The following is a 26235-nucleotide window of genomic DNA, read 5'->3' as shown; positions in this document are numbered from 1 at the left end:
GACGTCGTACGAGGAACCGATGACGTCGCCGTGCCGTCGCACGACCTCGTCGACGTGCGCCGCTACTCCAGCCCGGCGCGATCGACGCGTCGGTGATACCGGGCGCCGACGACCCCGCCGAGAATCGCGCCGCCGAGGCTCGTGACGGCGACCGCGGCTGCAGAGATGACGCCCACGATCGTGAGGGTGCCCTCGGAGACCGGAATGCGCGCGAACGCGTCCAGACGGCCGAGCAGGTCGACCTGAGTGCCGAGTACGAAACCGGCGACCGCCACGATGATCGCGATCGCGAGCGCCCACACCCAGACTGCGACTCCCTGCGCGACGCCGCTGAAGCGAGCCATTCGCCCCGCGACGTAGCCGCCGGCGTAGTAGGCGACGAGCACGGTGACGAACAGCACACCGGCGCTGATCCAGCCGACCGCCTCAGCCTCCAGAAGCGCGTTGCCTGCAGTGGCGTTGCGGTCCTGCACTCCGACGAGCCCGAAGGCGACGCCGGCGGCGGTGAGGAGCCCGGTGAGGATGGCCGCGAGACCGGTCGCGGTGAGCCACCCGAAGAACGCCGAGCCGATCTTCACGCCGCCGAACTGCTCCTGTTGCCGTTCGAAGACCTCCTCGACGGTGACCGGGCGCGGTGACGCGCCGTCGTCCCAGATGTCGGGTCGGATCTCGACGGTCGTCTGCGAGCCCGTCGTGGGCGCGGAGTCCAGGCCTCGGAACGGCTCGGCCGGGTCTCGATTCGGGTCGGCGGGGTACAGCGGGTAGGACACGGTATCTCCTCGTCGGGTACTCGGCGTCGGGGGTGGCGCCAGCGCGAATCTACGCGAAACAGTGCGCTGCGGCGAGGCCTCGACTCAGGCGCCGACGGCGACGGCACTCACGGTGCGGTCGATCGTGAACTGGCCGAGAACGCGGGTTTCGACGTAGATCACCGCGGTCTGGCCCGGCGCGACGCCATCGAGCGGATGCTCCGGGGTGACGACGAGTTCGCCCTCGACGAGCTGCGCGACGGCCGGCACGGGGTCGGCGTGCGCGCGGATCTGCACCTCGCAGTCGAACGCGGCCTCGGGCTGCTCGGGCGCGAGCCCGGCCCACGAGAAGCGCGACCCGGCGATGACGCCGATCGCGAGCGCCTCCTTCGGGCCGACGACGACCGTGTTCTCTTTCGGGCGCACCTCGAGCACGAATCGCGGCTTGCCGTCGGCGGCCGGCGTGCCGAGGCGCATGCCCCTGCGTTGCCCGACGGTGTACGCGTGCGCTCCCTCATGCGAACCCACGACCGCGCCCGTGCGGTCGACGATGTCGCCGGTCTCGGTGCCGACGCGCTCGGCGAGCCAGCCCTTCGTGTCGCCGTCGGGGATGAAGCAGATGTCGTAGGAGTCGGGCTTCTGAGCGACCGACAACCCGCGATCGGCGGCCTCGGCGCGCACGAGCGTCTTCGAGGGTGTGTCGCCGAGCGGGAAGTAGGCGTGCGCGAGCTGCTCGGCGGTGAGCACCCCGAGCACGTAGCTCTGGTCTTTCGCCTCTGCACTCGCGCGGTGGAGTTCGCGGTTGCCCGCGGCATCCGTCACGATCTTGGCGTAGTGGCCGGTGGCGACGGCGTCGAAGCCGAGTGCAAGCGCCTTCTCGAGCAGCGCGGCGAACTTGATGCGCTCGTTGCAGCGCATGCAGGGGTTCGGGGTGCGCCCGGCGGAGTACTCGGCGATGAAGTCGTCGACGACGTCGGCCTTGAAGCGCTCCGAGAAGTCCCACACGTAGTACGGGATGCCGAGCACGTTCGCGGCCCGCTGCGCGTCCATGGAGTCTTCGATGGTGCAGCAGCCGCGGCTGCCGGTGCGCAGGGTGCCCGGCATGCGGCTGAGCGCCAGGTGCACTCCGACGACCTCGTGACCGGCCTCCACGGCGCGCGCAGCGGCCACGGCGCTGTCGACGCCACCGCTCATCGCTGCAAGAACCTTCACCCCTCCAGTCTAAACAAGCCTCCTGCGAGTCCCCCCAAACCACTCTTCTCAGGAACGACCACCCGAAACAGCACGTTTCTCAGGAAGATTCGGCCGAAATGAGGCCTCGCCACCGAAAACTTCCTGAAAAAAGCGAATCGGTCAGCGGTCGAAGGAGGTGACGCGGGCGGCGAGTCCGGCGCGGGCCGCCTGCGCGTGGGCGGCGGGCAGCGCCGCGAGGAAGGCGTCGACATCGGCGTCGGTCGAGCTGTGCCCGATCGTGACCCGCAGTGCCCCGCGGGCGTCGGCTTCGGAGCGCCCCATGGCCATGAGCACGTGCGATGGTTCGGGCACGCCCGCCTGGCAGGCCGATCCCGTCGAGACGGCGACGCCCGCCGCGTCGAGGAGGAAGAGCAGCGAGTCGCCCTCGCAGCCCGGGAACGAGAAGTGGGCGTTGCCGGGCAGTCGAGCGGATGCGCCGGGGCCCGCGTCGCCCGAGAGTCGCGCGTCGGGCACCGCAGCGGCGACGCCCGCGATCAGCCGGTCACGGAGCGCCGACATGCGGGCCGTGTCGGCGTCGAGGCGAGAGGCCACGAGCTCGGCAGCCGCGGCGAACGATGCCGCTGCCGCGACATCCTGCGTGCCCGACCGCACCTTGCGCTGCTGCCCGCCGCCGTGGATGAGCGGCTCGACCGCCGCCGAACGGTCGAGCACGAGCGCGCCGATGCCCGCCGGCCCGCCGATCTTGTGCGCCGAGACGCTGAGCGCGACGAGTCCGGCGCCGCGAGGTGCATCCGTCGATCGCCGCACGCCGTGGAAGTCGATCGGCACCTGCCCGTAGGCGGCGATCGCGTCGACGTGCAGCGGTACTCCTGCGCGGGCGGTCAGTCGCGCGACCTCTTCGACGGGTTCGATCGTGCCGACCTCGTTGTTGGCCCAGAGCATCGTGACGAGGGCGACGGATGCAGCGTCCCGCGCGAGCTCGTCGGCGAGCACGTCGAGGCGCACCCGCCCCACCTCGTCGAGCGGGAGCTCGACCACCTCGGCGCCCTCATGAGCGCTCAGCCACTCGACGGCGTCGATCGTGGCGTGATGCTCCCCCGCCGGCACGAGGATGCGGCGACGAGCGGCGCCAGTGGTCGCATCCGTGCGCCGCTGCCACCAGATGCCCTTGATCGCGAGGTTCACGGCCTCGGTGCCGTTGCCCGTGAAGACGATCTCGATGCCGTCGGCGCCGAGCGTGGCGGCGATGCGTTCGCGCGACTCCTCGAGCAGGCGTTTCGCCTGCTGACCGGCACTGTGGATCGAGGACGGGTTGCCGACCACCGCGAGCGCGGCCGTGAGCGCCTCGATCGCCTCGGGCAGCATCGGCGTGGTCGCCGCGTGATCGAGATAGACCATGGAACCTCCGACCGAGAACCTCGTCGTGTGCACCCCGACGCCGGTGCATGCGCGTGCAGGCGACTCGCCTCCACGAACTACTGTAGATCGCATGCCTCCGCACGACCCCCTGCACGACCTCGGTGTTCGCGCGGGTGCCCACGGCGGTGTCGCCCGGGTCTGGTCGGAACACGCGACATCCGTCGAGCTCGTCGTTTTCGACGCAGACGACCTCGACTGGGCGATCGCACGCACGCCGCTCGTACGCGACGAGCACGGCGTGTGGCAGGGCGAGTCGGCGGACCTCCGCTCGGGCGCCCACTACGGACTGCGCGTCGACGGGCCGCCCGGAGTCGAGCATGCGTTCAACCCCGTGCACACCCTGCTCGATCCCTATGCTCGCGGCCTCGCCCGTGCCCACGACGGCTCGTGGCGCGGCGTCGCCCTCGAGCCGCTCACCGCGACGGGATTCGAATGGGGCGACTCCGTGCGGCCTCGAGTACCGCTCGACCGCACCGTGATCTACGAGACGCATGTGCGCGGCTTCTCGAAACTGAACACCGCGGTGCCCGAACCCCTGCGCGGCACGTACGCCGGCCTCGCGCACGACGCCTCGCTCGACTATCTCGTGAACCTCGGAGTCACGACGGTCGAGCTCCTCCCGGTGCACGCCTTCGTCTCCGAGGCACGCCTCGTGCGCCAGGGCAGGCTCAACTACTGGGGCTACAACACGCTCGCCTTCTTCGCCGCTCATGCGCCGTACGCAAGCGCCTCGGCGCGGGCTGCAGGCGCAGATGCCGTGCGGCGCGAGTTCGCGGGCATGGTGCGGCTCCTCCACGAAGCCGGGCTCGAGGTCGTGCTCGACGTGGTCTACAACCACACCGCAGAAGAGGGTCGCGAGGGGCCGACCTCCTCGTTCCGCGGGCTCGACAACGCCTCGTACTACCGGCACGACGCGCACGGCCGGTACGTCGACACGACCGGATGCGGCAACACCCTCGACTTCTCCGGTGCCGCGCCGCAGCGACTCGTGCTCGACTCGATGCGGTATTTCGCCGAAGAGCTGCAGGTCGACGGGTTCCGGCTCGATCTCGCCGCGACGCTCGGGCGCGACGAACATGCGGCCTTCACGCCGGATCACCCGCTGCTGCGAGCCATGCTCGAAGACCCGGTGATCGGTGAGACGAAGCTCATCGCCGAGCCGTGGGACGTGGGCCCGGGCGGATGGCAGACCGGCAACTTCCCGCACGGCTTCGCCGAGTGGAACGACCGCTACCGCGATCGCATGCGCGACTTCTGGCTCGGCGACCTGCGACGCGAGCGCGAGAGCGGCTCCGCCGGCAGCGGCATCGGCCGATTCGCGACGAGGCTCGCCGGCTCGTCGAATACCTTCTCCGGCGAGCGCGGGCCCCTCGCGAGCCTCAACTTCGTGACCGCGCACGACGGGTTCACGCTCGCCGACCTCACCGCGTACGACACCAAGCACAACCAGGGCAACGGCGAGGGAAACCGCGACGGCACCGACTCCAACAACTCGTACAACCACGGCGTCGAGGGCGATACGTCCGATCCGGCCGTGAGAGCTGCGCGCCGCCGAAGCATCCGGAACCTGCTCGGCACTCTGCTGCTCTCGGCGGGCGTGCCGATGATCACGGCGGGCGACGAGTTCGGGCGAAGCCAGCGCGGCAACAACAACGCCTACTGTCACGACTCCGAACTGAACTGGCTCGCGTGGGATCCGGCGGGCCGCCCGCGATCGGCACCCGAGCTGCTGGCGACGACCGGGCGACTCCTCCGGTTGCGCGCCGAGAACCCGGCATTGCGCCCGATCCGATACGACCGCGCACACGAGGACGTCCCGAACTCGTCGCAGATGGATTGGTTCACGGCTGATGGCACGACGATGGACATCGAGGACTGGAACAGCCCCGAGCAGCGCACCCTCCAATACCTCGCGGCATCGACGCCCGTGGCAGAGGCGCGCAACACGATCCTGTTGGTCGTGCACGCGCATGAGTCCGATGTCGACGTGGTGCTCGCCGCACACGACGGAGTCGGCGGCTACACGCTCCTCTGGGACTCCGCGGACGAATCGCCGGCGTATGCCGCGACCGAGCACGCCCCCGGCGAGCACATCACGATGACCGGCCCGTCGATGCGGTTGTATCGAGCCCACGCGGGCGCATGATGGCCAAGCGAGCGGATGCCTCGGCCGGCACTCCGGCGACGGTCGCGCTGACCAGGGCGTGCGTCGACTTCACGGCGCACAGCTACGACCATGACCCCCGCGCCGCAGCCTACGGGCTCGAAGCCGCCGAACAGCTCGGCCTCGACCCCGACCGGGTCTTCAAGACGCTGCTCGCGAGCGTCGACGGCACCCTGGCGGTGGGCATCGTGCCGGTCGCGATGCAGCTCGACCTGAAGGCGCTCGCCGCAGTGCTCGGCGGCAAGCGCGCCGAAATGGCCGACCCCGCCGTGGCCGAGCGCAAGACGGGCTACGTGGTCGGCGGCATCAGCCCCGTCGGCCAGAAGACGCCCCTGCCGACCGTGCTCGATGAGTCGGCCATCCTGCACGAGACGATCTACGTCTCGGGCGGGCGCCGCGGCCTCGATCTCGAACTCGCCCCAGACGACCTCATCGCCGTCACCGGCGGACGCTACGGCGCTCTCGCGCGCCGCCGTTGAGTCGGCTTCGACCGCCGAGCCTGTCGAAGGGGGTCGGCGGCGGCACTCATTCGGCGACGGCGACGAGCCCCAGCTCGGCGGTCGACAGGAGCAGCGGATGACGCGGCACCACGCGCACCGTGTAGCCGAACGAACCCGCCCGATCGAGTGCCACCGACCCCGTGTAGAGGTGCCGGCCCGCAGGCGGCTGCCCTGCAGCATCCGCGATCTCGAGAGCCGCACGCTGCGTAGCCTCGATCGTCTCCTCTGAACGGCTGTTCCCGTAGACGGCCTCGACGGTGACGTCGTCGGGTGAGAGCTCGCCGAGCTCGACGACCGCGCGCAACTTCAGTTCGTCGCCGACGTGCGGTGCTTCGACGCCGCCCGATTCGACCTGCGCAACGTGCACTTCGGGCCAGGCCGCTCGTACTCGGGCACCCCACGTCGAGAGTTCGCGGGCGCCCCGAGCACCGTCTGCGGCGACGGCGGCGAAGTGCTCGGCAGCGGGTCGGTAGAGGCGATCGACATACTCCCGCACCATGCGATCGGCGCCGAGTTCGGGCGCGAGCACCGTGAGGGTCTCGCGCACCCGGCGCACCCACTCCACGGGAACGCCGTCGTCGTCGCGCTCGTAGTACCGGGTCGTGACCTGGTGCTCGAGCAGGTCGTAGAGAGCGGCAGCCTCGAGGGTGTCGCGCTCCCCCGCGTCTCCGGCGGCATCGGCCGACGGAATCACCCAGCCGAAGTCGTCGCCCGCGAACTCCGCCCACCAGCCGTCGAGGATCGAGAGGTTCAGCGCGCCGTTCATCGCGGCCTTCATGCCCGAGGTGCCGCACGCCTCGAGCGGGCGCAGCGGGTTGTTCAGCCACACGTCGCAGCCCGGGTAGAGTGTCTCGGCCATCCCGATGTCGTAATCGGGCAGGAAGACGATGCGCCCCCGCAGCTCAGGTTGCTGGGCGAACCGGACGAGCTGCTGGATGAGCCGCTTGCCTTCGTCGTCGGCAGGATGCGACTTGCCCGCGATGACGAACTGCACGGGGCGCTCGGGGTTCGTGAGGATCGCCGTCAGACGCTGCGGGTCTGCCAGCATGAGGGTCAGGCGCTTGTAGGTCGGCACTCGACGGGCGAAGCCGACCGTGAGCGCGTCGGGGTCGAGTACCCGCGACACCCACGTCGGCGGCTCGGCCCCCGAGTGCTGCTGTCGCCACGCCGCTGTGAGACGGCGCCGCGCGTCGTCGACGAGCCGCCCGCGCATTCCGCGCTTGACCTCCCAGAACTCGCCGTCGGTGAGCGCGGCGCTGCGCCAGTCGGCGTGCTCGGTGTCGTCCGTGCCGAGTCGCGCCTCTGCGAGTTCGCGCAGAGCGGGGTCGGTCCAGGTGGGGGCGTGCACGCCGTTCGTGATCGAGGTGATCGGCACCTCATCGGTGTCGAAGCCAGGCCACAGCTCGCCGAACATGCGCCGGCTCACCTCGCCGTGCAGTTTCGAGACGCCGTTCGTGTGCTGGGCGAGCCGGAGACCCATGACCGCCATGTTGAAGGCGCTCGTCTCGGGGTCGGCGTCGGGCTCGAGCCCGAGCGCGAGTGCGTCGGCGGGGTCGATGCCGGGCAGCAGCGCACCCGACAGGTACCGCTCGACGAGCGCACGGTCGAAGCGATCGATGCCGGCCGGCACCGGCGTGTGCGTCGTGAAGACGGTGCCGGCCCGCACGAGCTGCAGCGCCGCGGGGAAGGTGAGTCCTTCGCCGATGTACGCCGCGATGCGCTCGAGCCCGAGAAAGCCGGCGTGGCCCTCGTTCATGTGGAACACGTCGGGCGCCGGCGTGCCGGTCAGCTCGGTGAACGCACCCACCGCCCTGGCGCCGCCGATGCCGAGCAGGAGCTCCTGCAGCAGGCGGTGCTCGCCGCCGCCGCCGTAGAGGCGGTCGGTGACGGAACGCAGTTCGTCGGAGTTCGCGGGGATGTCGGTGTCGAGGAGGAGGAGGGGAATACGGCCGACCGCGGCCTTCCAGACGCGCGCGTGCAGCGAGCGGTCATCCGGCAGCGCGAGGGTCACCTGCACCGGGGCGCCGTCGGGCGCTCGCAGCAGCGCGAGCGGCAGCCCGTCGGGTTCGAGCACCGGGTAGCGCTCCTGCTGCCACCCGTCGGGCGAGATCGACTGTGCGAAATACCCGGCCTTGTAGAAGAGGCCGACTCCGATCATCGGCACGCCGAGGTCGGAGGCCGCCTTCAGATGGTCGCCGGCAAGGATGCCGAGGCCACCCGAGTATTGCGGCAGCGCGGCGGCGATGCCGTACTCGGGCGAAAAGTACGCGACGGTGCGCGGGGTGCCGGTCCCGAGCGACTGGAACCAGCGAGGCTCCGCGAGGTATTCGCGAAGCGCCGCGCGTTCGCGCTCGGCCCACTCCACGTATCCGGCATCAGCGGCCAGCGCGGTCAGCCGGGCGGGATCGACCTCACCGAGGAACGCGACCGGGTCGCGATCGGACGCCTGCCAGAGCTCGGGGTCGATGTGCTGGAAGAGCCGGCGCGTCGGTTCGTGCCACGCCCAGCGGAGGTTGGCGGCGAGCTCCTCGAGCGCGCCGAGTTCGGGCGGGATGACCGCGCGGACCGTGAACTTGCGGATCGGCTTCACGGCTCCACCCTAGGTCGATCACATGGCGAGCGAGTGAACGGCGTGCGGCGGAGCGCGAGTCCGATCCGGCGCGAAGGCGCTACGGTCGAACCGTGACCTCCGCTTCCGTGCTCGCCGGCCGGATCCCCGTGACCAGGCTGACTCCCGCTGTGCCCGATGCGCGCTGGCGCCCCAAGGCGTTCGAGGGCGAGGTGGTGCCGTTCCGCGCGACCGTGTTCCGCGAAGGGCACGATCAGGTCGGCGCGATGCTCGTCATCACGAGCCCTGCGGGCGAGGTGCGCCGCGAACGGATGTCTCCGCTTGCTGCCGGCACCGACCGGTGGGAGGCCGAGGTCCGGCTCGACGAGATCGGCGAGTGGCACTGGCACGTCACCGGGTTCGACGACGAGGTCGCGACGTGGCGCCACGACGCGGCCCTCAAGGTCGACGCCGGAGTCGACGCCGAGCTCATGTTCGAGATCGGTGCGCGACTGCTCGACCGATCGGTCACCGAGAAGTCCCGGCCGCTCGCGGCACGCCGACGTCTCACGGCGCTCGCCGCCGGGCTCCGCGACGACGCAGCATCCGTCATCGCTCGTCGCGCGCTCATCGACGATCCGGCGCTCGCCGAGTTCGAGGCCCGGCCGCTCGCGAAGCTCTCGACGGATTCCCCCGAGCACGCGATCCTCGTCGAACGACGCCGAGCAGGCGCCGGCGCGTGGTACGAGTTCTTCCCACGATCCGAGGGGGCGAAGCTGCGCAGGAACGGCGTCTGGAAGTCGGGCACGTTCCGCAGCGCGGCCAAGCGGCTCGACGGGGTCGCGGCAATGGGATTCGACGTCGTCTACCTGCCGCCGATCCATCCGATCGGTACCACCAATCGCAAGGGTCGCAACAACACCCTCGACCCCGGCCCCCACGACCCCGGCTCTCCGTGGGCCATCGGCGGGCCGCTCGCCGACGGCACTCCGGGCGGCCACGACGCCGTGCACCCCGATCTCGGCACGCTTGCCGACTTCCGCGCGTTCGTGCGCCGTGCGGCGGCGCTCGGCATCGAGGTCGCCCTCGACCTCGCGCTGCAGGCCTCTCCCGACCACCCGTGGGTGACGGAGCATCCCGACTGGTTCACGCAACTGCCCGACGGCACGATCCGCTACGCGGAGAACCCGCCGAAGAAGTACCAGGACATCTACCCGGTGAACTTCGACGACGACCCCGAGGGCATCTACGCCGAGGTACTCCGCGTCGTGCGGCACTGGATGAAGCAGGGCGTGCGCATCTTCCGCGTCGACAATCCGCACACGAAGCCCCTCGAGTTCTGGGAACGGCTGATCGGGGCGGTGAACGCGGATGACCCGGGCGTCGTCTTCCTCGCCGAGGCGTTCACCAGGCCGGCGATGATGCAGGCGCTCGCCATGGTGGGCTTCCAGCAGTCGTACTCGTACTTCACGTGGCGCAACACCAAGGCCGAACTCGAGGAGTTCCTCTCCTCGGTCTCGCACGACACGGCCGACTTCATGCGGCCGAACCTCTTCGTGAACACCCCCGACATCCTCACCGAGTACTTGCAGTTCGGCGGACCGGCGGCATTCACCGTGCGTGCGACGATCGCCGCGACCGCCGCACCGCTCTGGGGTGTCTACGCGGGTTTCGAACATTTCGAGTCGGTGGCCCGCCCGGGCGCCGAAGAGGCGATCGACAACGAGAAGTACGAGTACAAGCCGCGAGACTTCGCCGCCGCGGAGCGCGAGGGTCGCTCGCTCGCGCTCTATCTCGGGATCCTCAACCGCATCCGCGCCGAGCATCCGGCCCTCGGCCAGCTCCGCAACATCCGCTTCCACGCGAGCGACGACGACTCGGTCATCGTCTACTCGAAGCACCTCGACGGGCGCTTCACCGGCACCGGCGTCGACGACACGATCATCGTCGTCGCCAACGTCGACCCGCACTCGGTGCGCGAGACGACCGTGCACCTCGATCTCGAGGCGATCGGCCTTCCCGCCGGCGCCGGATTCGAGGTCGACGAACTCGTCACGGGCGAGCGCTGGGAGTGGGGCGCTGCCAACTACGTACGTCTCGATGCCTTCACTCGACCCGCGCACATCCTGCACGTCAGAAGGGCTGCCGATGCCTGATCCACTCGCCGCACCCGTCGTCGCCGACGAGATGCTGGCCGCCGTCGCCGAAGGGCGCCATTCGGACCCGCACTCGGTGCTCGGGCAGCACGGATTCGACGTTCCGCACCGGGCTGGGCCGTTCACGGCGATCCGCACGCGCCGGCCGCTCGCCGAGTCGGTCGAGGCGGTCCTCGCCGGCGGCGAGGTGCTCCGCCTCGAGCACGTCGGCTACGGCGTCTGGGCGGGTGCCGGGGAATTCGGTCCGCGCGACTACCGGGTGCGTGCCCGCTACGCCGACGGTTCGGAGTGGACGAGCGACGATCCGTACCGCTTCGCGCCCACCATCGGCGAACTCGACCTGCACCTCATCGACGAGGGTCGCCACGAAGAGCTCTGGCGCGTGCTCGGCGCGCACCACCGCGAGCATTGGGGAATCGCCGGCGCCGTGTCGGGCACCGCCTTCACGGTGTGGGCTCCGCGGGCCACCGCGGTGCGCGTGACCGGCTCGTTCAACCGTTGGGACGGCGCAGGGCACGCGATGCGCAGCATGGGCGCGTCCGGGGTGTGGGAGCTGTTCGTTCCGGACGTCGAACCCGGGGCGGTCTACAAGTTCGAGCTGCTCACCGCCGCCGGTGACTGGATCATGAAGGCCGATCCGATGGCACGCCGGGCGGAGGTCGCCCCGGCCACCGGCTCGGTCGTGTCGCACAGCGCCCACGAGTGGGCCGACGGCGAGTGGATGTCGCGCCGCGCCGCCGCCGACCTGCACGCGCTCCCCATGAGCATCTACGAACTGCACCTCGGCTCCTGGCGCCAGGGCAGGGGCTACCGGGACGTCGCCGACGAGCTCATCGAGTACCTCGAATGGCTGGGGTACACGCACGTCGAGTTCATGCCGCTCGCGGAGCATCCGTTCGGCGGTTCGTGGGGGTATCAGGTGACCGGCTACTACGCCGTGTCGTCGCGCTACGGCTCGCCAGACGACCTCAAGTACCTCATCGACCGGCTGCACGGGGCGGGCATCGGCGTCATCATGGACTGGGTGCCCGGGCACTTCCCGAAGGACGAGTGGGCGCTCGCCCGCTTCGACGGCCAGCCGCTCTACGAACACGCCGACCCGCGCCGCGGCGAACAGCCCGACTGGGGCACCTACGTCTTCGACTTCGGCAACCCGAGAGTACGGGGCTTCCTCGTCGCCAACGCCCTCTTCTGGCTCGAGGAGATGCACGTCGACGGCCTCAGGGTCGACGCCGTGGCTTCCATGCTCTACCTCGACTATTCACGCGAAGACGGCCAGTGGGAGCCGAACATCCACGGCGGACGCGAGAACCTCGAGGCCATCGGGTTTCTGCAGGAGGCCAGCGCCACCGCGTACAAGCGCAACCCCGGCATCGTCATGATCGCCGAGGAGTCGACCTCATGGCCAGGGGTGACCGCACCGACGAGTTCGGGCGGGCTGGGCTTCGGCTACAAGTGGAACATGGGGTGGATGCACGACACCCTGCAATACATGCAGAACGACCCGATGTACCGCTCGCACCACCACCACGACCTCACGTTCTCGTTCCTCTACACGTTCAGCGAGCACTTCATGCTGCCCATCAGCCACGACGAGGTCGTGCACGGCAAGGGATCGCTCATCCGCAAGATGCCGGGCGACCACTGGCAGCAGCTCGCGAATGTGCGCGCCTACCTGGCCTTCATGTGGTCGCATCCGGGCAAGCAACTGCTCTTCATGGGGCAGGAGTTCGGCCAGCTCTCCGAGTGGAGCGAAGAACGCGACCTCGACTGGTGGATCCTCGACCAGCCGAGTCACCGCCAGCTCGCCGAGTTCGTGGCTGCGCTGAACCGCGGCTACCGCGCCACGCCGTCGCTCTGGCAACTCGACGACGACGCAGCGGGCTTCGAGTGGATCGAGGGCGGCGCCGCCGCAGAGAACGTCATCGCCTTCCTCCGGTACGACCGCGATCGGCGCCCGCTCCTCTGCATCGTGAACTTCGCGGGCGTGCCGCACGAGGGGTTCCGTCTGGGGCTGCCGGTCTCGGGGCGCTGGCGCGAGATCCTGAACTCGGATGCTGCGGAGTTCGGCGGTTCGGGGGTGGGCAACCTCGGCGGGGTCGACGCGACCGAGACCCCGTGGGGCGGGCGCCCGGCATCGGCGTCGTTCACGCTGCCCCCGCTCGGCGCAGTGTGGTTCGCGCTCGACACGCCGGCCTGAGCCCGGCGGTGACGCGCCGCCGCAGCCGTCTCAGTACAGCAGGTTCGTGAGTCGTCGCCGTGCGGCCGCGACGCGTGGGTCATCGGTGCCGACGACCTCGAAGAGTTCCACCAGGCGCTCGCGCACGAGCTTTCGGCCGTCGGCATCGAGGTCGGGGAACAGGGTGAGGAGTCGATCGAACGCGTCGTCGACGTGCCCGCCCGAGAGATCGAGATCGGCGACGTCGAGCTGGGCCGCGAGGTCGTTCGGTGCCGCCGCTGCGGCGCTCCGGATCGAATCGAGCGTCTTGCCGTGCAGACGGCCGAGCAGGTTCGCCTGTGCGAGGCCGGCGACCGCGAGCGCATCGCGCGGGTCCTGCGCCATCGCGGTGCGGTATGCGGATGACGCGGCGGCGAAGTCACCCCGCTCGATCGCGTCGTACGCCTCCTGGTGCAGGGGCGGCAGCGGCGCCTCGACGGGTTCGGCCGGCGCTCCGTCGCCGTCGGCCGGCGGCTCGCCGGTCTCGATGCTGCCGGTCACGCCGTGCTGGCCGGCGAGCTCGAGCAACTGGTCGAAGACCTGGTCGACGGTCTCATCGGGCTGGACCCCCGCGAAGAGCGGCACGGGCTGACCCGCCACCAGGGCGACGACCGTCGGGATCGACTGCGCCTGGAAGGCCTGTACGAGCTGCGGGCTGCGATCGGCGTCGGCCGCCGCGAGCACGAGGCGGCCCGCACGTGCCCGGACCAGGCGCTCGAGCGAGGCGAGGAGCGTCTTGGACGGTTCGCTCCACGTGGCCCAGAGTGCGACGACGACCGGTACGGTGCGCGAGAGTTCGAGCGTGGAGCCGAAGGCCGCGTCATCCGTCTCGAAGACGATCTGATCGCTTGACCGGGGTGCCGAATGCGCACCCTGGCCGCCGTCGGCACCCTGGGCCTGACGCTGCACGAGCGCCGAGAGGTCGACCGCTCCGCGAAGCGCGGCGCCGGAAGGGGGAATCGAGTTGGTCACGGTACCTCCGAAGCTCCGATGAGACTCTCCGACCAGCCGAGCAGACGAATCTGGTCTTCAGACTCGTTGCCGACGCCGGGAACATAGAACAGCAACTGGACGCCGATGACGCGCTGCACGCCCTTCGCGCTCTTGCCGGTGAATCCGGAGAGCGCGGCGGCCGGACCCGGCTGGAATCCGATCGTACCGCCGTCGTTGGGCACGACGTTCTCGGTCTGCTCGATCGAGACGGTCACGAGCGCACCCGCGTCGTTGGTGGCCAGAGCGATCGTCGGACTCTCGCCGACCACGTTCGAATACGTGGCGTCGGCGGTCGCCGGCAGTCCGTCGTTGGTCGCCTGCTGGCCGACCGGCCCGAGCTGCTCCATGAGCGTGTCACCCTCGGGGTCGAACAGCGGTGCGAACTCCGAGCTCTCACCCTTCATCAGCACATCGGCGTAGGCCGCGGCGACCTGACCGGTCGGCAGCACGAGTCCCTTGAACTCCGGCGAGATCGGCGGTGCGCCGATCGAGGCCGGTGCGACCTCCGGAACGTCGGCATCGGGCGCCAGCGACATGGCGTACAGCACCTGGTAGTTGTCGCGAGGCGACTGCTGCACGAGCACGAGCGCGCTCGGCGCGACCGTCGGGTCGTCGGAGTTCTTCGCGATCGTGAGCACCGTGCGCGGCCAGCCCGTGGCCTGCTGCGGAAGCGTCAGCGTGAGCGGGGCTGCGGGAATCGGCGTCGGCAGCGGATGCTCGGCGAGGGAGGCGCGGGTCGTGTAGTTGGCTGCACGGGCCTCGAGGGCCGGGCCGGTGAAGCGCTCGGCCGCGGCCGTTGCATCGCCGGCGGCATCGACCTCGTTGGCGAACACCGCGACGCGGCGCATGATCCGCTCCATCTGCGGCACGGTCACCGCGGGCTGCGCTTCGGTCTCCTCGGACTCTTCGCCCGGTTCCGGCGGCGGAGTCGTGGCCGTCGGCGTCGCAGGGGCCGTCGTCTCGGGCACGGCCTGCTGATCGAAGCTCGGCCAGTAGTCGGGCGAGCACGCGGTGAGTGCCATCGCCGGGATCACGAGGAGCGGAACGATCGCGATGCGCTTCGCGCGACCGACCGCTCGGCGTCCGCCCACTTGCGTGCGGTCGGGCTTCGGCGCGCTCGGCAGCTTGCCGCGGCGTGATCCCGTCGGCAGGTTCCTGCGAGGGCCGCGCGAACGCCGGTGCTTCACGAAGCCGGTGATCACGAGCACGATGCCGAGCACGAAGACGAGTGCACCGCCCACGATCAGCGGGCCGGCCCACGGCGTCGCATTGTCGAGCGGCCAATCGATCTTCACCCGGCTCGGCAGCTCGTCGCCGCCGTCGGAGCTGACGAGCACCGAGATGTCGTCGGGAACGTCGATCGTCGTGGTGACGACCAGCGCGTCGGCGAACTCGTCGAGCCAGAGATCCGAACCCGCCGGAGACGGCACCGCGGCCTCGGGATCGGCATCGGGCGTCGGTGCCACGGGGGCGGCCGAGCTCCCGTCGTCGACCGGGTCGGTCACGACGATCTCAGTGGTCAGTTCACCGGTCTCGGCGTCGTGTCCGACCGAGACGTATGGTGTCTGGCCGAGCCACGCCTCGACATCGGAGCTGCGGCCGTAGGAGAGGTAGGCCTTCGGAGAACCGGAGACGGTGATGGTCTGCTTGCCGGGATGGGCGGCCAGCGCCTCGGGCTCGATCACGATGAAGTCGGCCTCACCACCTGACAGCTCTGCAGACATCGAGACCTGAGCAGGCTCCAGGAACACCGTGCGCTGGGCGATCCCGAGCCCGATCATCACGGCCGCGGCGATGAACGCCACGATAGCGAAGACGAAGCGCACGAACAGAACCTCCATTGCCACCTCTGTGGCCTCTGACAAAGACAGTCAACACTACCGACGGATTCTGGGAGAGACCTAACCGCCGGCTGGACGAATCGTGTCTTCGCCGATGCCGCCCGACCCGTACAATCGGACACACCATCCCGCAACCGCCCCCACGAACGCGGGACAGAGCCCGGAGGAAGAATGGCCGTCGAAGAGACCGAGTTCACGCAGGTGTTCCGCGGATATGACAAGGACGAAGTCGACAAGGCGATCAACGGACTTCGCCGCGACATCATCGCCGCGAACAACCAGGGTGCCGACACCGTCAAGGAGAACAAGCGGCTCCTTGCACGCATCGAAGAGCTGACAGCCGAACTCGAAGAGGTCGGAAGTCCCACCTTCTCGGGTCTCGGCACCAAGCTCGAGAACACCCTTCGCGTCGCCGAGGAGCAGTCCACCCGGCTCATCGCACAGGCCGATGTCGACGCCGAGAAGCTCCGTCGCGCCGCCGAAGACGAAGCACACCTCATGCGCTCGGATGCGCACGAACTCGCCGAGCGCACGCTCACAGAGACTCGCGCCCAGGCGAGCCGAATCCTCGAGAACGCCCGCGCCGAGGCCGACGACATGGTCTCGCGCTCCCACGAGGCGAGCGAGCAGCTCCGCCAGGATGCCGCGCGCGACGCTGCCGCGATCCGCGGGGCCGTCGCCACCGAGACCGCGGAGATCCGCACGAGTGCCAAGCGAGAGTCCGCCGCGATGATCTCAGCGGCCGAGCGCAAATCGAGCGAGATCCTCGTCGCAGCGAACTCGGAGGCCACCGCGGCCCGCGCCACGGCCGCCGGACTCACGCAGGAGACCGAGCAGACTCGTGCAGAAGTCGCGATCGAACTCGACCGTGCCCGCGCCGAACTCGCGAGCGAGAGCGAGCAGGCACGCATCGACCTCGCGGCCGAGACCGAGCAGTCGCGTCTCGACCTCGAACGCGAGTCTGCTGAGGCGCGCGCAGACATCGACGCCGAGATCGTCGAGCGCCGGGCGGCCCTCGTGCACGAGCTCGAGCAGGCACGCAGCGATCTCGACCGCGAACTCGAAGACAGCCGCGCCGAGGTGGTCCAGCAGCGCGAGCAGGCGAAGATCGACATCGAGCGCGAGGCGGAAGCCGCGCGATTGAAGCTCCAGCACGAACTCGAGCGCATCCGTGCCAAGCACGCCGCCGACCTCGACCAGATGCGCGCCGACCTCTCACTCGAGCAGGAGCAGGCTCGCGCGGACTTCGATGCCGAGGCCGAACAGGGTCGCATCGACCTCGACAACCAGCTCACGGCCATGCGCAAGAAGACGACGCACGAGGTCAACCGCATGCGTCGTGAGATCGAGAAGGCGCACCTCGACCTCGAGTCCGAGCTCACGACGAAGCGCGACGAGGCCGAGCAGGAACTGCTCGCCTCCCACCAGGAGGCCGTGGCGCAGACGCAGAAGTTCCTCGAAGACGCCAACGCCGAACTCGCCGAGGCGGTCGCCCGCACGACAGAGAGCCGTGCCGAGGCCGATCGGCTCGAGTCGGACGTGCGAGCCGAGATCGCGGTCGTCCGCGACAAGGCCGACGACGAGGCACGTGACCGCATCGCCGCAGCCCACGAGCAGGCGCGAAAGCTCATCGCCGATGCCGAAGAGCGCACCCGTGCCCTGGTTGCCGACGCCGAGGACCGGCTCTCGCAGATCAAGATCGAGCGCGATGCGGTCGCCGGGTACTTCGAGAGTCTCCGCGGCGTGCTGACGCAGGCGGAGCAGGTCGCAGCGAAGACCAAGTAGTCGAGAAGGATGCTGGGCGCTCCATGAAGATCCAGAACGCGTTCCGCATCGGGATGGTCGGCACCCTCGGTGTCGGTGTCGGCCTCCTCATCCTCACCTCGATCGCGACGCTCGCGACGATCATCACCTACATCGGCGTCGCCGTGTTCCTGGCCCTCGGCCTCGATCCGGCGATCAGCTGGCTCGAGAGCCGGGGGCTCCCGCGTTGGGCGGCGCTCCTCGTCGTCATGAGCGGAGTCGGGTTGCTCGTCGCGGCGCTCGTGTTGACGGTCGTGCCGATCATCGTCGAGCAGGTGGGCCAGCTGGTCGACGACATCCCCTGGATCATCGATCGTGTCAACTCCCAAGACTGGATCGAGTCGCTGAAGGACCAGTTCCCACAGGTTCCGGTCGACGAGATCAGCCTGCAGGTCACGACCGGCCTCACGGACTTCTTCACCAACCCCGACAAGCTCAGCGAACTCGCCGGCGGCGTGCTGCAGGTCGCGGTCGCGATCGGTGCCGGAGTCTTCGGCGTCGTCATCGTCTTCATCCTGACGCTCTACTTCGTGTTCTCGCTGAACGTCATGAAGCGCGCCACGTACCAGTTGGTGCCTGCCTCGAAGCGCGATCGATTCGCCGACCTCACCGAGCAGATCACTCAGTCGGTAGGCCGCTTCGTGCTCGGCCAGGTCTCGCTGGCGGCGGTCAACGGCGCCGCGAGCTTCATCTTCCTGTCGATCATCGGCGCGCCGTTCCCGGCGGTGCTCGCGTTCATCGCGTTCCTGTTCTCACTCGTTCCGCTCGTCGGCACGCTCAGCGGTTCGGTGCTGATCGTGCTCGTGTGCCTGATCCCGGGCCTCGGTTCGCCGCTCACCGCTCTCGTTGCCGCGATCTACTACATCATCTACATGCAGATCGAGGCATACGTGCTGAGCCCGCGCATCATGAACCGCGCCGTCAGAGTGCCCGGCGCGGTGGTCGTCATCGCCGCACTCGCGGGCGGGTCTCTCGGCGGCGTGCTCGGGGCGCTCGTCGCCATCCCCGTCGCTGCGGCCGTACTGCTCATCGTCAAGCAGGTCGTCGTGCCGCTCCAGAACGACCGCTGACCGCCTCGCCGCGCTCAGACCGTGTCGACCGGCCAGGTCGTCGGCAGCGGGAGTGCGTCCGGGTTCACGACCGCGACGATCTCGTCGAGCACTCGCCGCGTCTGCGACTCCCCGACCCAGAGATGCTTGCCGCCCGCCACGTCGACGCGCCGGATCCTCGGCACGCTCGAGAACCGTTCCGCCGCCGCTGCCGGCCGAAGATAGTCGTCGAACTCCGGAATCAACGCGACGAGTGCGGGTGCGGCGTGCTGCCAGCGAACGAGTTCGGCCTCGCTCGTGCGGTGCAGCGGCGGCGAGAGCAGGATCGCACCGTCGATGCCGTGATCGAGTCCGTACTTGAGCGCGAGCTCGGTGCCGAACGACCAGCCCACGAGCCACGGGTGCGGCAGCCGACGTTGCTCGACGAACGACATGGCGGCCGCGACATCCGCTCGCTCGGCGACGCCCTCACCGAAAGCGCCTCCGCTCGTGCCGCGCGGTGAAACGGTGCCGCGCGTGTTGAAGCGGAGCACTGCGAGGTCGGCGAGTGCCGGTAGTCGTGCCGCGGCCTTCCTGATGATGTGCGAGTCCATGAAGCCGCCGGCGGTCGGCAGCGGATGCAGCGTGACGAGCGTCGCAACAGGGGGTCGGTCGAGCGGCAACGCGAGTTCGCCGACGAGCGTGAGCCCGTCGGCCGTGTGCAGTTCGATCTCTTCGCGACGAGCGGGCAGTTCGGCGCCCGCTCGGATCTCGATGGACGTGTCGCTCATACCGCGCCGATCCTCCAGCAGTGAGTGTGCCAATGACGACGGGAGGCCAGATCGGCCGCGTCGCCGAGAACGCCGTCGGCCCGCCAGGCCACGAGGTGGGCGATGCCCGGAGCGACGTCGAGCCCGCAGCCGGGGCAGCGGTAGGCCTTGACGGCCTGCAGCTCGGAGACCGGTTGCACGTTCCACTCGCGGCCGCCGCGGACTTCGGTGCGCCGCCACCCGGACGTGAGCCGTTCGACATCGAGTTCGGAATGCTGGTCTCTCGCACGAGCCGCCCGACTGCGGGAACGGTTCGAGCGCGCCATGAACCCAGTCTAGGTCAGTACCAGCCGACGTCCTGCGAGTGCGCCCAGGCGCCGCAGGGCGTGCCGTAGCGGCCCGAGACGTACCCGAGGCCCCATTCGACCTGCGTCGCGGCGTTCGTCTCCCAGTCGGCCCCTGCGCTCGCCATCTTCGAACCGGGCAAGGCCTGAGGGATGCCGTATGCGCCGCTGCCGGCGTTGTAGGCGTTCACCCGCCAGCCGGATTCCTTGCTCCAGAGGGCCACAAGGCAGTCGAACTCGCTCGATGCCCACCCTCGAGCGGCGACCGCGCCTGCGGCATACGCCTGCGCGGAGCCCGGGTCCGGCGTCACTGCCGGCGGTGCCCAGCCGCTGTCGGAGCTCGTCGATGCCGGCGCGAGCCTGACCTCCTCGGGCTTCTTCTCGACGTCGTAGGCCTCACGACCCACCTCGATCGCGTAGTCGCCCTCGACCTCGATCGCCTGCACGCTGGCCCCGCCGAAACGTTCGCCCTGAGCGACGAAACCCGACGAGGCGGTGGCGCCCGAGAACGGATCGACGACGTTGACGAGCAGGAAACTGACGGATGCCGCGAACGCGAACACGAAGGTGGCGGCCTGCTTGACCCGGCCGACACGTGGTGACCTCACCGCAGGAGGCTGCCCGGCCGTCGCTTGTCGACGTGGCTCGACGGCCTCGTCTCCTCCAGCATGTCTACCCACGATTCGACGAGTGTATCGAAGGTGCGACGACGGATTCCACCTCGACGCGCACGTTCATCGCACGGCGAGCATGACGTCGACGACCGCATCGAGGAGGAGATCGACCTGCGCTTCGCGATACCCGCCGCGCTGGGTCTTGAACACGACCGCGCGCACGTCGTCGATCGAGATCGGCCATCCGTCGCTGAAGTACCTCGTGAGCTTGTCGCTGAAGCGATCCACCTCGCGGGTGCTGTAGCCGCGCACGAGCGGACCGACCCGGTCGAAACGCTGGCCCTCGGGGCGCGCGAGCCGATTCGAGACCACCTGCGCGGTCGTGCGGGCTTCGCGGAGCCACGCCTCGCTGCCGTGCAGCTGCGCCGCCACCTGACGTTCCTGGGCTGCGAACGCGTCTTCGAGCCGCTCGAGCGCCTGATCGACATGCGTCGTGGAATACCCGCCCTTCTGCATTCCGAATGCCGTGAGCCGGATGCGATCAGACGTCAGTGGCTCGTCGTCGGGCCTGGCCGCGCCGTCGTACGCGCGTCGAGCCGATTGGAGGAATGCCTCGACCTGGGCGGTGTTGTACCCGAGCTTGGGCTTGCGTGCGCGAGGGAAGGTGGAGTCCACCGCTCCATTATTGCCGAGGGTGGCCCCAGAGGCATTCACCCGAAGATCCGGAACGCGACGAACGCGACGGCCGCCGACGGGAGAATCGAGTCGAGCCGGTCGAGGAACCCGCCGTGGCCCGGCAGCCAGGAACTCATGTCCTTGATGCCGATGTCACGCTTGATCAGCGATTCGACGAGATCGCCGAGGGTGGCGCTCAAGAAGATGGCCGCACCGAAGATGAGGCCGAACCACCAGGTGTTGCCGAGCATCAGTGTCGAAAGCAGCACGCCCGCCACGAGACTCGCGGCCGCGCCGCCGGCGAAGCCCTCCCACGTCTTCTTCGGACTGATGATCGGCGCCATCTTGTGCTTGCCGAACATGAGGCCGAATGCGTAGGCACCGGTATCGGCGGCGACGGCCACTGCGATGAACGCGAGCGTCCACAACTGGCCTCCCTCGGCCGCCGTGAGCACCACCGCGAACGTCGCGAGGAACGTCACGTACCCCTGGACGAACGCACCGGCCGCGAGATCGCGTCCGAGATCGCGCGCCGAGCGCCGGCGCCCTGGCACGGCCTGTTCGCCGAGGCGCCAGAGCGAGACGATCAGGATGCCACCGAGCACCGCGATCAGCTGACCCGCCGCTCCCCCGTAGTACGCCACCGGCACGGCCGCCACGGAGACGACTGCCGTCGGGATCCGGGGAACCCGATAGCCGCCGTTACGCAGCGCCTGTGCGAGTTCGTAGCTCGCGAAGCCCGCGATGATGACGGCGAAGAGCATGAACAGCTCTTTGAACACGAGCAGGCTGAGGAGCAGTATCGCTCCGAAGCCGAGCCCGATGAGCGTCGCGAGAATCAGGTTGCGCCCGGTGCGGGCATTGATCTTCTCCTGTGCCTGATCGAACTGCGCCTTCGACGCCTCGAACTGGCGCTCCAGGTCGGCCCTTCGGGCATTCACCTGCGCACGGAACTCTTCGCGCGAGGTCCGTTCGGCTCCCCCGGCGTCCGACCGATCCTCTTCTGGGACGCCCGACATCGTCTGTCTCAGACCTCGAGGAGTTCGGCTTCCTTGCGCTTCAGGGCGTCGTCGATCGCGTCCACGTTGGACTTCGTGATCTGCTCGAGTTCCTTCTCCGCGCGCGAAACCTCATCGTCGCCCACCTCGCCCTTGAGGGCATCGAGGTCGTCCTTCGCCTTCCGACGGATGTTGCGCACGGAGACTCGAGCGTCTTCGGCCTTGCCGCGCACGATCTTGACGAACTCGCGCCGGCGCTCCTCGGTCAGTTCGGGCAGAGTGACGCGGATGATGTTGCCGTCGTTCGTCGGGTTCGCCCCGAGGTTCGGGGTGTCGCGGATGGCCTGCTCGATGTCTTTCATCGCGCCCTTGTCGTAGGGCGTGACGAGGAGCGTGCGCGCCTCGGGGTTCGCGAGCGACGCGAGTTGAGCGAGCGGCGTCGGCGTGCCGTAGTAGCTCACCATGATCTTCTGGAAGAGCTGGGGGTTCGCCCGGCCGGTGCGAACGCTCGAGAAGTCGTCTTTGGCGACCTCCACGGCCTTCTGCATACGTGCGGTGGCATCGGAAAGTACGTCCGCGATCACGGGGGCTCCTTCTGGTTCGCTACTCGGGTCAGTCTACCGACTGGCGGTCGGCTCGCCGTTGCTGACGATCGTGCCGAGGTCGGCACCGAGGATGGCCGCGGTCACGTTGCCGTGCGGGGCCATGCCGAAGACCTGCATCGGCATGCCATTGTCCATGCAGAGGCTGAACGCGGTCGAATCGACGACCTTGAGTCCGCGCTGCAGCGCCTCCTGGTAGCTGATCCGGTCGATCTTGCGTGCCTCGGGGTTCGTGCGGGGATCATCGGAGTAGACGCCGTCGACGCCGTTCTTCGCGACGAGCACGACCTCTGCGTCGATCTCGAGCGCCCGCTGGGCCGCCACCGTGTCGGTCGAGAAGTACGGAAGACCTGCTCCGGCGCCGAAGATGACGACGCGCCCCTTCTCGAGGTGCCGCTCCGCGCGCCGCGGGATGTAGGGCTCCGCGACCTGCGTCATGGAGATCGCGGACTGCACACGTGTCTCTGCGCCTGCCTGCTCGAGGAAGTCCTGCAGGGCGAGCGCGTTCATCACGGTGCCGAGCATGCCCATGTAATCGGCTCTGCCGCGATCCATGCCGCGCTGGGAGAGCTCGGCGCCGCGGAAGAAGTTGCCACCGCCGACGACGATCGCGACCTCGACCGTGCGCGCCGCATCGGCGATCTCGCGTGCGAGCGCGCTGATCACATCGGGGTTCACCCCGAGGGCGCCGGCGCCGAACGCCTCCCCGGAGAGCTTCAGCAGGACCCTGCGCTTGTGTTCCGTCATCCCGACCGATCCTTCCCCTCTGGGGTCAAAGCTACTGGTTCGCCGAGCCCGGCGCAGTGCCGTTGCTCGGGTGTTTCCGACGGGCACGACCCGTCTGGCGTCCGGAGTCGCTCCGGACACAGCAAAGGAGTCCGGATCGCGAACGATCCGGACTCCTTCGAGGCACTTAGGCGCCGACCTTGAAGCGAGCGAAGTCGCTCACGGTGAGGCCTGCGCCGTCGAGAACCTTGGCGACCGACAGCTTGTTGTCCTTCGCGTAGTCCTGTTCGAGCAGTGCGACCTGCTTGAAGTAGGCGCCGAGGCGACCCTCGATGATCTTCGGGAGGGCGGCCTCGGGCTTGCCCTCCTCACGCGAGATCTGCTCGACGATCGCACGCTCCTTCTCGACCGACTCCGCCGGCACGTCCTCACGGGTGAGGTACTCCGGGTTCGCGAACGAGATGTGCTGCGCGACCGAACGAGCGGTCTCGGCGTCGGCACCGGTGTAGCCGAGCACGACACCGACCTGCGGCGGGAGGTCCTTCGACGTCTTGTGCAGGTAGATCGAGAACTGCTCGCCCGTGACGAGGCGGACGCGACGGAGCTCGACCTTCTCGCCGAGGATCGCTGCCTCCTCGTCGATCACGGTGGCGACGGTCTTGCCTGCGGCAGGCGCGGCCAGTGCGGCGTCGAGGGTGGCGGCGCGAGCCGCGGCGACCGCAGCGAGCACGCGGTCGGCGAGACCGACGAACTTGTCGCCCTTGGCGACGAAGTCGGTCTCGCAGGCGAGCTCGATCATGGTCGCGGTGCCGTCACCGTTGTCGACGGCGGCGACGAGGCCCTCTGCAGTGGAACGGTCGGCGCGCTTGGCGTTGCCCTTCGCGCCCTTCAGTCGAAGGATCTCGACTGCCTTCTCCATGTCGCCGTCGGCCTCGACGAGTGCGTTCTTCGTGTCGACCATGCCGGTGCCGAGGCGCTCGCGCAGGATCTTGACGTCTTCGAGGGTGAAGTTGGCCATATCTCTGAGGTCTCCTGAACTCGTGGTCTTACTTGGACTCGGTGGCGTCGGCAGCCTCGACGGCGACTGCGGCCTCTGCGGCCTCCGCACCTTCGGCGTCGGCGGCGGTCTCGGTCGCCTCGACCTCGGTCGCGGCTTCGTCGACGACCTCTGCGGCCTCGGCCTTGGCCTCGGCAACGGTCTCTGCGACGACCTCGGTCTCAGCCGAAGCCTGCTCGGGCGTGGTCTCCGAACCGGCCTTGAGGAGCTCCTGCTCCCACTCGGCGAGCGGCTCGACGGCCGAGACGTTGCCCTCGGCCTCGGGCTTCTGGTGACGCTCGATGAGGCCCTCGGCCGCGGCGTCTGCGACGATGCGGGTGAGCAGGCTCACCGAACGGATCGCGTCGTCGTTGCCCGGAATCGGGTACTGCACCTCGTCGGGGTCGCAGTTGGTGTCGAGGATGCCGATGACGGGGATGCCGAGCTTGCGGGCCTCGTCGATCGCGAGGTGCTCCTTCTTGGTGTCGACCACCCAGAGCGCCGACGGCGTCTTCGTCAGGTTGCGGATGCCGCCGAGCGACTTGTGCAGCTTGTCGAGCTCGCGCTTCTTGATGAGCAGCTCCTTCTTGGTGAAGCCACTCGTGGTGCCCTCGAAGTCGAGCTCCTCGAGCTCCTTCATGCGCGCGAGGCGCTTGGAGACCGTCTGGAAGTTGGTGAGGAGGCCGCCCAGCCAGCGCTGGTTCACGTAGGGCTGACCGACGCGGGTCGCCTGCTCGGCGATCGAGTTCTGCGCCTGCTTCTTGGTGCCGACGAAGAGGATGGTGCCACCGTGGGCGACCGTCTCGCGCACGAAGTCGTAGGTCTTGTCGATGTAGGCGAGCGACTGCTGCAGGTCGATGATGTAGCTGCCCGACCGCTCCGTGAGGATGAAGCGCTTCATCTTCGGGTTCCAACGGCGGGTCTGGTGCCCGAAGTGCACGCCGCTGTCGAGCAGCTGGCGAATGGTGACGACGGCCATGAGCCGTACTCCTTTGTTCTCAGTTGTCGCTCCGGCCGGCGGCTGGAGCCCTGGCGCCCGGCACGGCTCCGCCTGTTTCTGCTCGTTCGAGCAGAGAACGGGACTGAGTGGAGTCGTCGGCCGAATTGGCGCGCGTAGTCACCCCGGAAGACCGGGGTGCTCCCGACACTCTATCATCGGCACTCCCCCTCCCCAACCGCGGTCGGCGGCCGGTATCCACAGATCCACACGGCAGCGCGAGCGGATGCCGCGTGCGGCCGATCATCGGAGCATGAACGCCCCTCCGCACCACCGCCACCGCCGCTCCACGGGCCTCGCGTCGCTCCTCGTAGCGGCCGGGCTGGCCTCCCTGCTCATGCCCGGTGCCGCTGCAGCGGCACCGGCACCGACACCGGCGCCGCCCTCCGCGACGTCGGTGCAGGGCGAAGAGACAGCAGCACCCGCGCGCCTCCGAGACGCGATTCCCGAACAGCCGTGGCGCTGGCCCGTGGCAGCCCCGATCCGAGTCGTGGCGCCCTTCCGGGCCCCGCCGACGCCGTACACCGCCGGTCATCGCGGAATCGACATCGCATCGGCACCCGAGACACCGGTCGGCGCCCCGGCGCCCGGTGTGGTCAGCTTCGCCGGCATGGTCGCCGGTCGGCCTGTCGTCGCGATCGATCACGGCGATGGCGTCGTGAGTGCGATCGAACCGGTCGCCGCGCTCGTCGTGCAGGGCACGTCGGTCGCTGCCGGTGACCCGATCGGCACGGTGGCGACGGGCGGTCACTGCGGGTCGAGCTGCGTGCATTTCGGGGTGCGGGTCGACGGTGAGTACGTCTCGCCGTTCCTCTTCTTCGGCGGCCTGCCTCGGGCGGTACTGCTGCCGCCGGTGTGAG

At 69.2% G+C, this 26235-nt stretch carries 22 protein-coding genes; 7 read left to right on the top strand and 15 right to left on the bottom strand.

Features of this window, described 5'->3' with window-relative positions:
* Positions 1–62: 62 nt before the first annotated feature.
* From FHG54_RS08685 to FHG54_RS08675, 3 genes are all read right to left on the bottom strand, one after another.
* A complete protein-coding gene (locus tag FHG54_RS08685; RefSeq protein ID WP_139416917.1) occupies positions 63–770 on the bottom strand; it encodes a hypothetical protein in 708 nt (235 codons plus the stop codon).
* An 84-nt stretch (positions 771–854) separates the two neighbouring features.
* The gene (gene mnmA / locus FHG54_RS08680; protein WP_232331279.1) at positions 855–1961 is read right to left on the bottom strand and encodes a tRNA 2-thiouridine(34) synthase MnmA; all 1107 of its coding nucleotides are present in this window, start codon (positions 1959–1961) and stop codon (positions 855–857) included.
* A 141-nt stretch (positions 1962–2102) separates the two neighbouring features.
* Positions 2103–3341 carry a cysteine desulfurase family protein gene (locus FHG54_RS08675; RefSeq protein WP_139416916.1) on the bottom strand — a complete coding sequence of 413 codons (1239 nt, stop codon included), beginning with the start codon at positions 3339–3341 and terminating at the stop codon, positions 2103–2105.
* 91 nt (positions 3342–3432) lie between these two features.
* Here FHG54_RS08675 and glgX point away from each other — a divergent pair, with 91 nt between their 5' ends.
* Together glgX and ybaK are read left to right on the top strand one after the other, a co-directional pair.
* Positions 3433–5508, top strand: coding sequence for a glycogen debranching protein GlgX (gene glgX / locus FHG54_RS08670; protein WP_139416915.1), 2076 nt, complete (start codon positions 3433–3435; stop codon positions 5506–5508).
* Positions 5508–6005: a Cys-tRNA(Pro) deacylase gene (ybaK, locus tag FHG54_RS08665; RefSeq protein WP_139418374.1), complete on the top strand. Its 498-nt coding sequence runs from the start codon at positions 5508–5510 to the stop codon at positions 6003–6005. The genes glgX and ybaK overlap by 1 nt, the downstream gene beginning before the upstream one ends.
* A gap of 46 nt (positions 6006–6051) precedes the next feature.
* On the opposite strand, the gene glgP is transcribed toward ybaK, so the two are convergent.
* The gene (gene glgP / locus FHG54_RS08660) at positions 6052–8616 is read right to left on the bottom strand and encodes an alpha-glucan family phosphorylase (protein WP_139416914.1); all 2565 of its coding nucleotides are present in this window, start codon (positions 8614–8616) and stop codon (positions 6052–6054) included.
* Between the two features lie 92 nt (positions 8617–8708).
* Between glgP and FHG54_RS08655 the strand changes: the two genes are divergently transcribed.
* Together FHG54_RS08655 and glgB are read left to right on the top strand one after the other, a co-directional pair.
* Positions 8709–10730, top strand: a complete 2022-nt coding sequence (locus tag FHG54_RS08655) for an alpha-1,4-glucan--maltose-1-phosphate maltosyltransferase (protein WP_210415419.1) — start codon at positions 8709–8711, stop codon at positions 10728–10730.
* The gene (gene glgB / locus FHG54_RS08650) at positions 10723–12930 is read left to right on the top strand and encodes a 1,4-alpha-glucan branching protein GlgB (protein ID WP_233437734.1); all 2208 of its coding nucleotides are present in this window, start codon (positions 10723–10725) and stop codon (positions 12928–12930) included. The genes FHG54_RS08655 and glgB overlap by 8 nt, the downstream gene beginning before the upstream one ends.
* Positions 12931–12960: 30 nt before the next feature.
* Here the strand turns inward: glgB and FHG54_RS08645 are convergent, their stop codons facing one another.
* Both FHG54_RS08645 and FHG54_RS08640 read right to left on the bottom strand, forming a co-directional pair.
* Positions 12961–13920: a tetratricopeptide repeat protein gene (locus FHG54_RS08645; RefSeq protein WP_139416912.1), complete on the bottom strand. Its 960-nt coding sequence runs from the start codon at positions 13918–13920 to the stop codon at positions 12961–12963.
* A complete protein-coding gene (locus tag FHG54_RS08640) occupies positions 13917–15782 on the bottom strand; it encodes a DUF8094 domain-containing protein (RefSeq protein ID WP_139416911.1) in 1866 nt (621 codons plus the stop codon). Before FHG54_RS08640 ends, FHG54_RS08645 begins: the two co-directional genes overlap by 4 nt.
* A gap of 171 nt (positions 15783–15953) precedes the next feature.
* On the opposite strand from FHG54_RS08640, the gene FHG54_RS08635 reads away from it, so the two are divergent.
* Complete coding sequence (locus FHG54_RS08635; protein ID WP_139416910.1) at positions 15954–17567, top strand: DivIVA domain-containing protein; 1614 nt, start codon at positions 15954–15956, stop codon at positions 17565–17567.
* A 23-nt stretch (positions 17568–17590) separates the two neighbouring features.
* Positions 17591–18655 carry an AI-2E family transporter gene (locus tag FHG54_RS08630; RefSeq protein WP_139416909.1) on the top strand — a complete coding sequence of 355 codons (1065 nt, stop codon included), beginning with the start codon at positions 17591–17593 and terminating at the stop codon, positions 18653–18655.
* Between the two features lie 14 nt (positions 18656–18669).
* On the opposite strand, the gene FHG54_RS08625 is transcribed toward FHG54_RS08630, so the two are convergent.
* The 9 genes from FHG54_RS08625 to rpsB all read right to left on the bottom strand — a co-directional run bounded on the left by FHG54_RS08625 (position 18670) and on the right by rpsB (position 25357).
* Positions 18670–19404 (bottom strand): alpha/beta hydrolase, encoded by a 735-nt coding sequence (locus FHG54_RS08625; protein ID WP_139416908.1) that lies wholly within the window; start codon positions 19402–19404, stop codon positions 18670–18672.
* Positions 19401–19709 carry a hypothetical protein gene (locus FHG54_RS08620; RefSeq protein ID WP_139416907.1) on the bottom strand — a complete coding sequence of 103 codons (309 nt, stop codon included), beginning with the start codon at positions 19707–19709 and terminating at the stop codon, positions 19401–19403. The genes FHG54_RS08625 and FHG54_RS08620 overlap by 4 nt, the downstream gene beginning before the upstream one ends.
* Positions 19710–19723: 14 nt before the next feature.
* On the bottom strand, positions 19724–20335 hold the full coding sequence (locus FHG54_RS08615; RefSeq protein ID WP_139416906.1) for an aggregation-promoting factor C-terminal-like domain-containing protein: 612 nt from the start codon (positions 20333–20335) through the stop codon (positions 19724–19726).
* A gap of 126 nt (positions 20336–20461) precedes the next feature.
* On the bottom strand, positions 20462–21016 hold the full coding sequence (locus tag FHG54_RS08610) for a DivIVA domain-containing protein (protein ID WP_139416905.1): 555 nt from the start codon (positions 21014–21016) through the stop codon (positions 20462–20464).
* Positions 21017–21051: 35 nt separating this feature from the next.
* Positions 21052–21957, bottom strand: coding sequence for a phosphatidate cytidylyltransferase (locus FHG54_RS08605; RefSeq protein ID WP_232331277.1), 906 nt, complete (start codon positions 21955–21957; stop codon positions 21052–21054).
* An 86-nt stretch (positions 21958–22043) separates the two neighbouring features.
* On the bottom strand, positions 22044–22598 hold the full coding sequence (gene frr / locus FHG54_RS08600; RefSeq protein WP_139416903.1) for a ribosome recycling factor: 555 nt from the start codon (positions 22596–22598) through the stop codon (positions 22044–22046).
* Positions 22599–22631: 33 nt separating this feature from the next.
* Entirely contained in the window at positions 22632–23363 is a 732-nt protein-coding gene (pyrH, locus tag FHG54_RS08595; protein WP_139416902.1) for a UMP kinase, read from the bottom strand.
* A gap of 166 nt (positions 23364–23529) precedes the next feature.
* The gene (gene tsf / locus FHG54_RS08590; RefSeq protein WP_139416901.1) at positions 23530–24360 is read right to left on the bottom strand and encodes a translation elongation factor Ts; all 831 of its coding nucleotides are present in this window, start codon (positions 24358–24360) and stop codon (positions 23530–23532) included.
* Between the two features lie 28 nt (positions 24361–24388).
* Complete coding sequence (gene rpsB / locus FHG54_RS08585) at positions 24389–25357, bottom strand: 30S ribosomal protein S2 (protein WP_139416900.1); 969 nt, start codon at positions 25355–25357, stop codon at positions 24389–24391.
* A gap of 271 nt (positions 25358–25628) precedes the next feature.
* Here rpsB and FHG54_RS16360 point away from each other — a divergent pair, with 271 nt between their 5' ends.
* Positions 25629–26234, top strand: a complete 606-nt coding sequence (locus tag FHG54_RS16360) for a murein hydrolase activator EnvC family protein (RefSeq protein WP_168197150.1) — start codon at positions 25629–25631, stop codon at positions 26232–26234.
* The last annotated feature ends 1 nt before the right edge of the window (position 26235 follow it).

This window comes from Agromyces laixinhei, from assembly GCF_006337065.1.
Lineage (GTDB): Bacteria > Actinomycetota > Actinomycetes > Actinomycetales > Microbacteriaceae > Agromyces > Agromyces laixinhei.
The sequence above is the reverse complement of the archived record's forward strand: the minus strand, read 5'-3'. Positions and strand labels throughout refer to the sequence as shown.

Coding starts and splice junctions, on each gene's coding strand:
- FHG54_RS08675 (WP_139416916.1), bottom strand. CDS start 3,341: ATGGTCTATCTCGATCACGCGGCGACCACGCCGATGCTGCCCGAGGCG.
- glgB (WP_233437734.1), top strand. CDS start 10,723: ATGCCTGATCCACTCGCCGCACCCGTCGTCGCCGACGAGATGCTGGCC.
- pyrH (WP_139416902.1), bottom strand. CDS start 23,363: ATGACGGAACACAAGCGCAGGGTCCTGCTGAAGCTCTCCGGGGAGGCG.
- rpsB (WP_139416900.1), bottom strand. CDS start 25,357: ATGGCCGTCGTCACCATTCGCCAGCTGCTCGACAGCGGCGTGCACTTC.
- FHG54_RS08630 (WP_139416909.1), top strand. CDS start 17,591: ATGAAGATCCAGAACGCGTTCCGCATCGGGATGGTCGGCACCCTCGGT.
- FHG54_RS08620 (WP_139416907.1), bottom strand. CDS start 19,709: ATGGCGCGCTCGAACCGTTCCCGCAGTCGGGCGGCTCGTGCGAGAGAC.
- FHG54_RS08635 (WP_139416910.1), top strand. CDS start 15,954: ATGGCCGTCGAAGAGACCGAGTTCACGCAGGTGTTCCGCGGATATGAC.
- ybaK (WP_139418374.1), top strand. CDS start 5,508: ATGGCCAAGCGAGCGGATGCCTCGGCCGGCACTCCGGCGACGGTCGCG.
- glgX (WP_139416915.1), top strand. CDS start 3,433: ATGCCTCCGCACGACCCCCTGCACGACCTCGGTGTTCGCGCGGGTGCC.
- FHG54_RS08640 (WP_139416911.1), bottom strand. CDS start 15,782: ATGGAGGTTCTGTTCGTGCGCTTCGTCTTCGCTATCGTGGCGTTCATC.
- FHG54_RS08625 (WP_139416908.1), bottom strand. CDS start 19,404: ATGAGCGACACGTCCATCGAGATCCGAGCGGGCGCCGAACTGCCCGCT.
- FHG54_RS16360 (WP_168197150.1), top strand. CDS start 25,629: ATGAACGCCCCTCCGCACCACCGCCACCGCCGCTCCACGGGCCTCGCG.
- tsf (WP_139416901.1), bottom strand. CDS start 24,360: ATGGCCAACTTCACCCTCGAAGACGTCAAGATCCTGCGCGAGCGCCTC.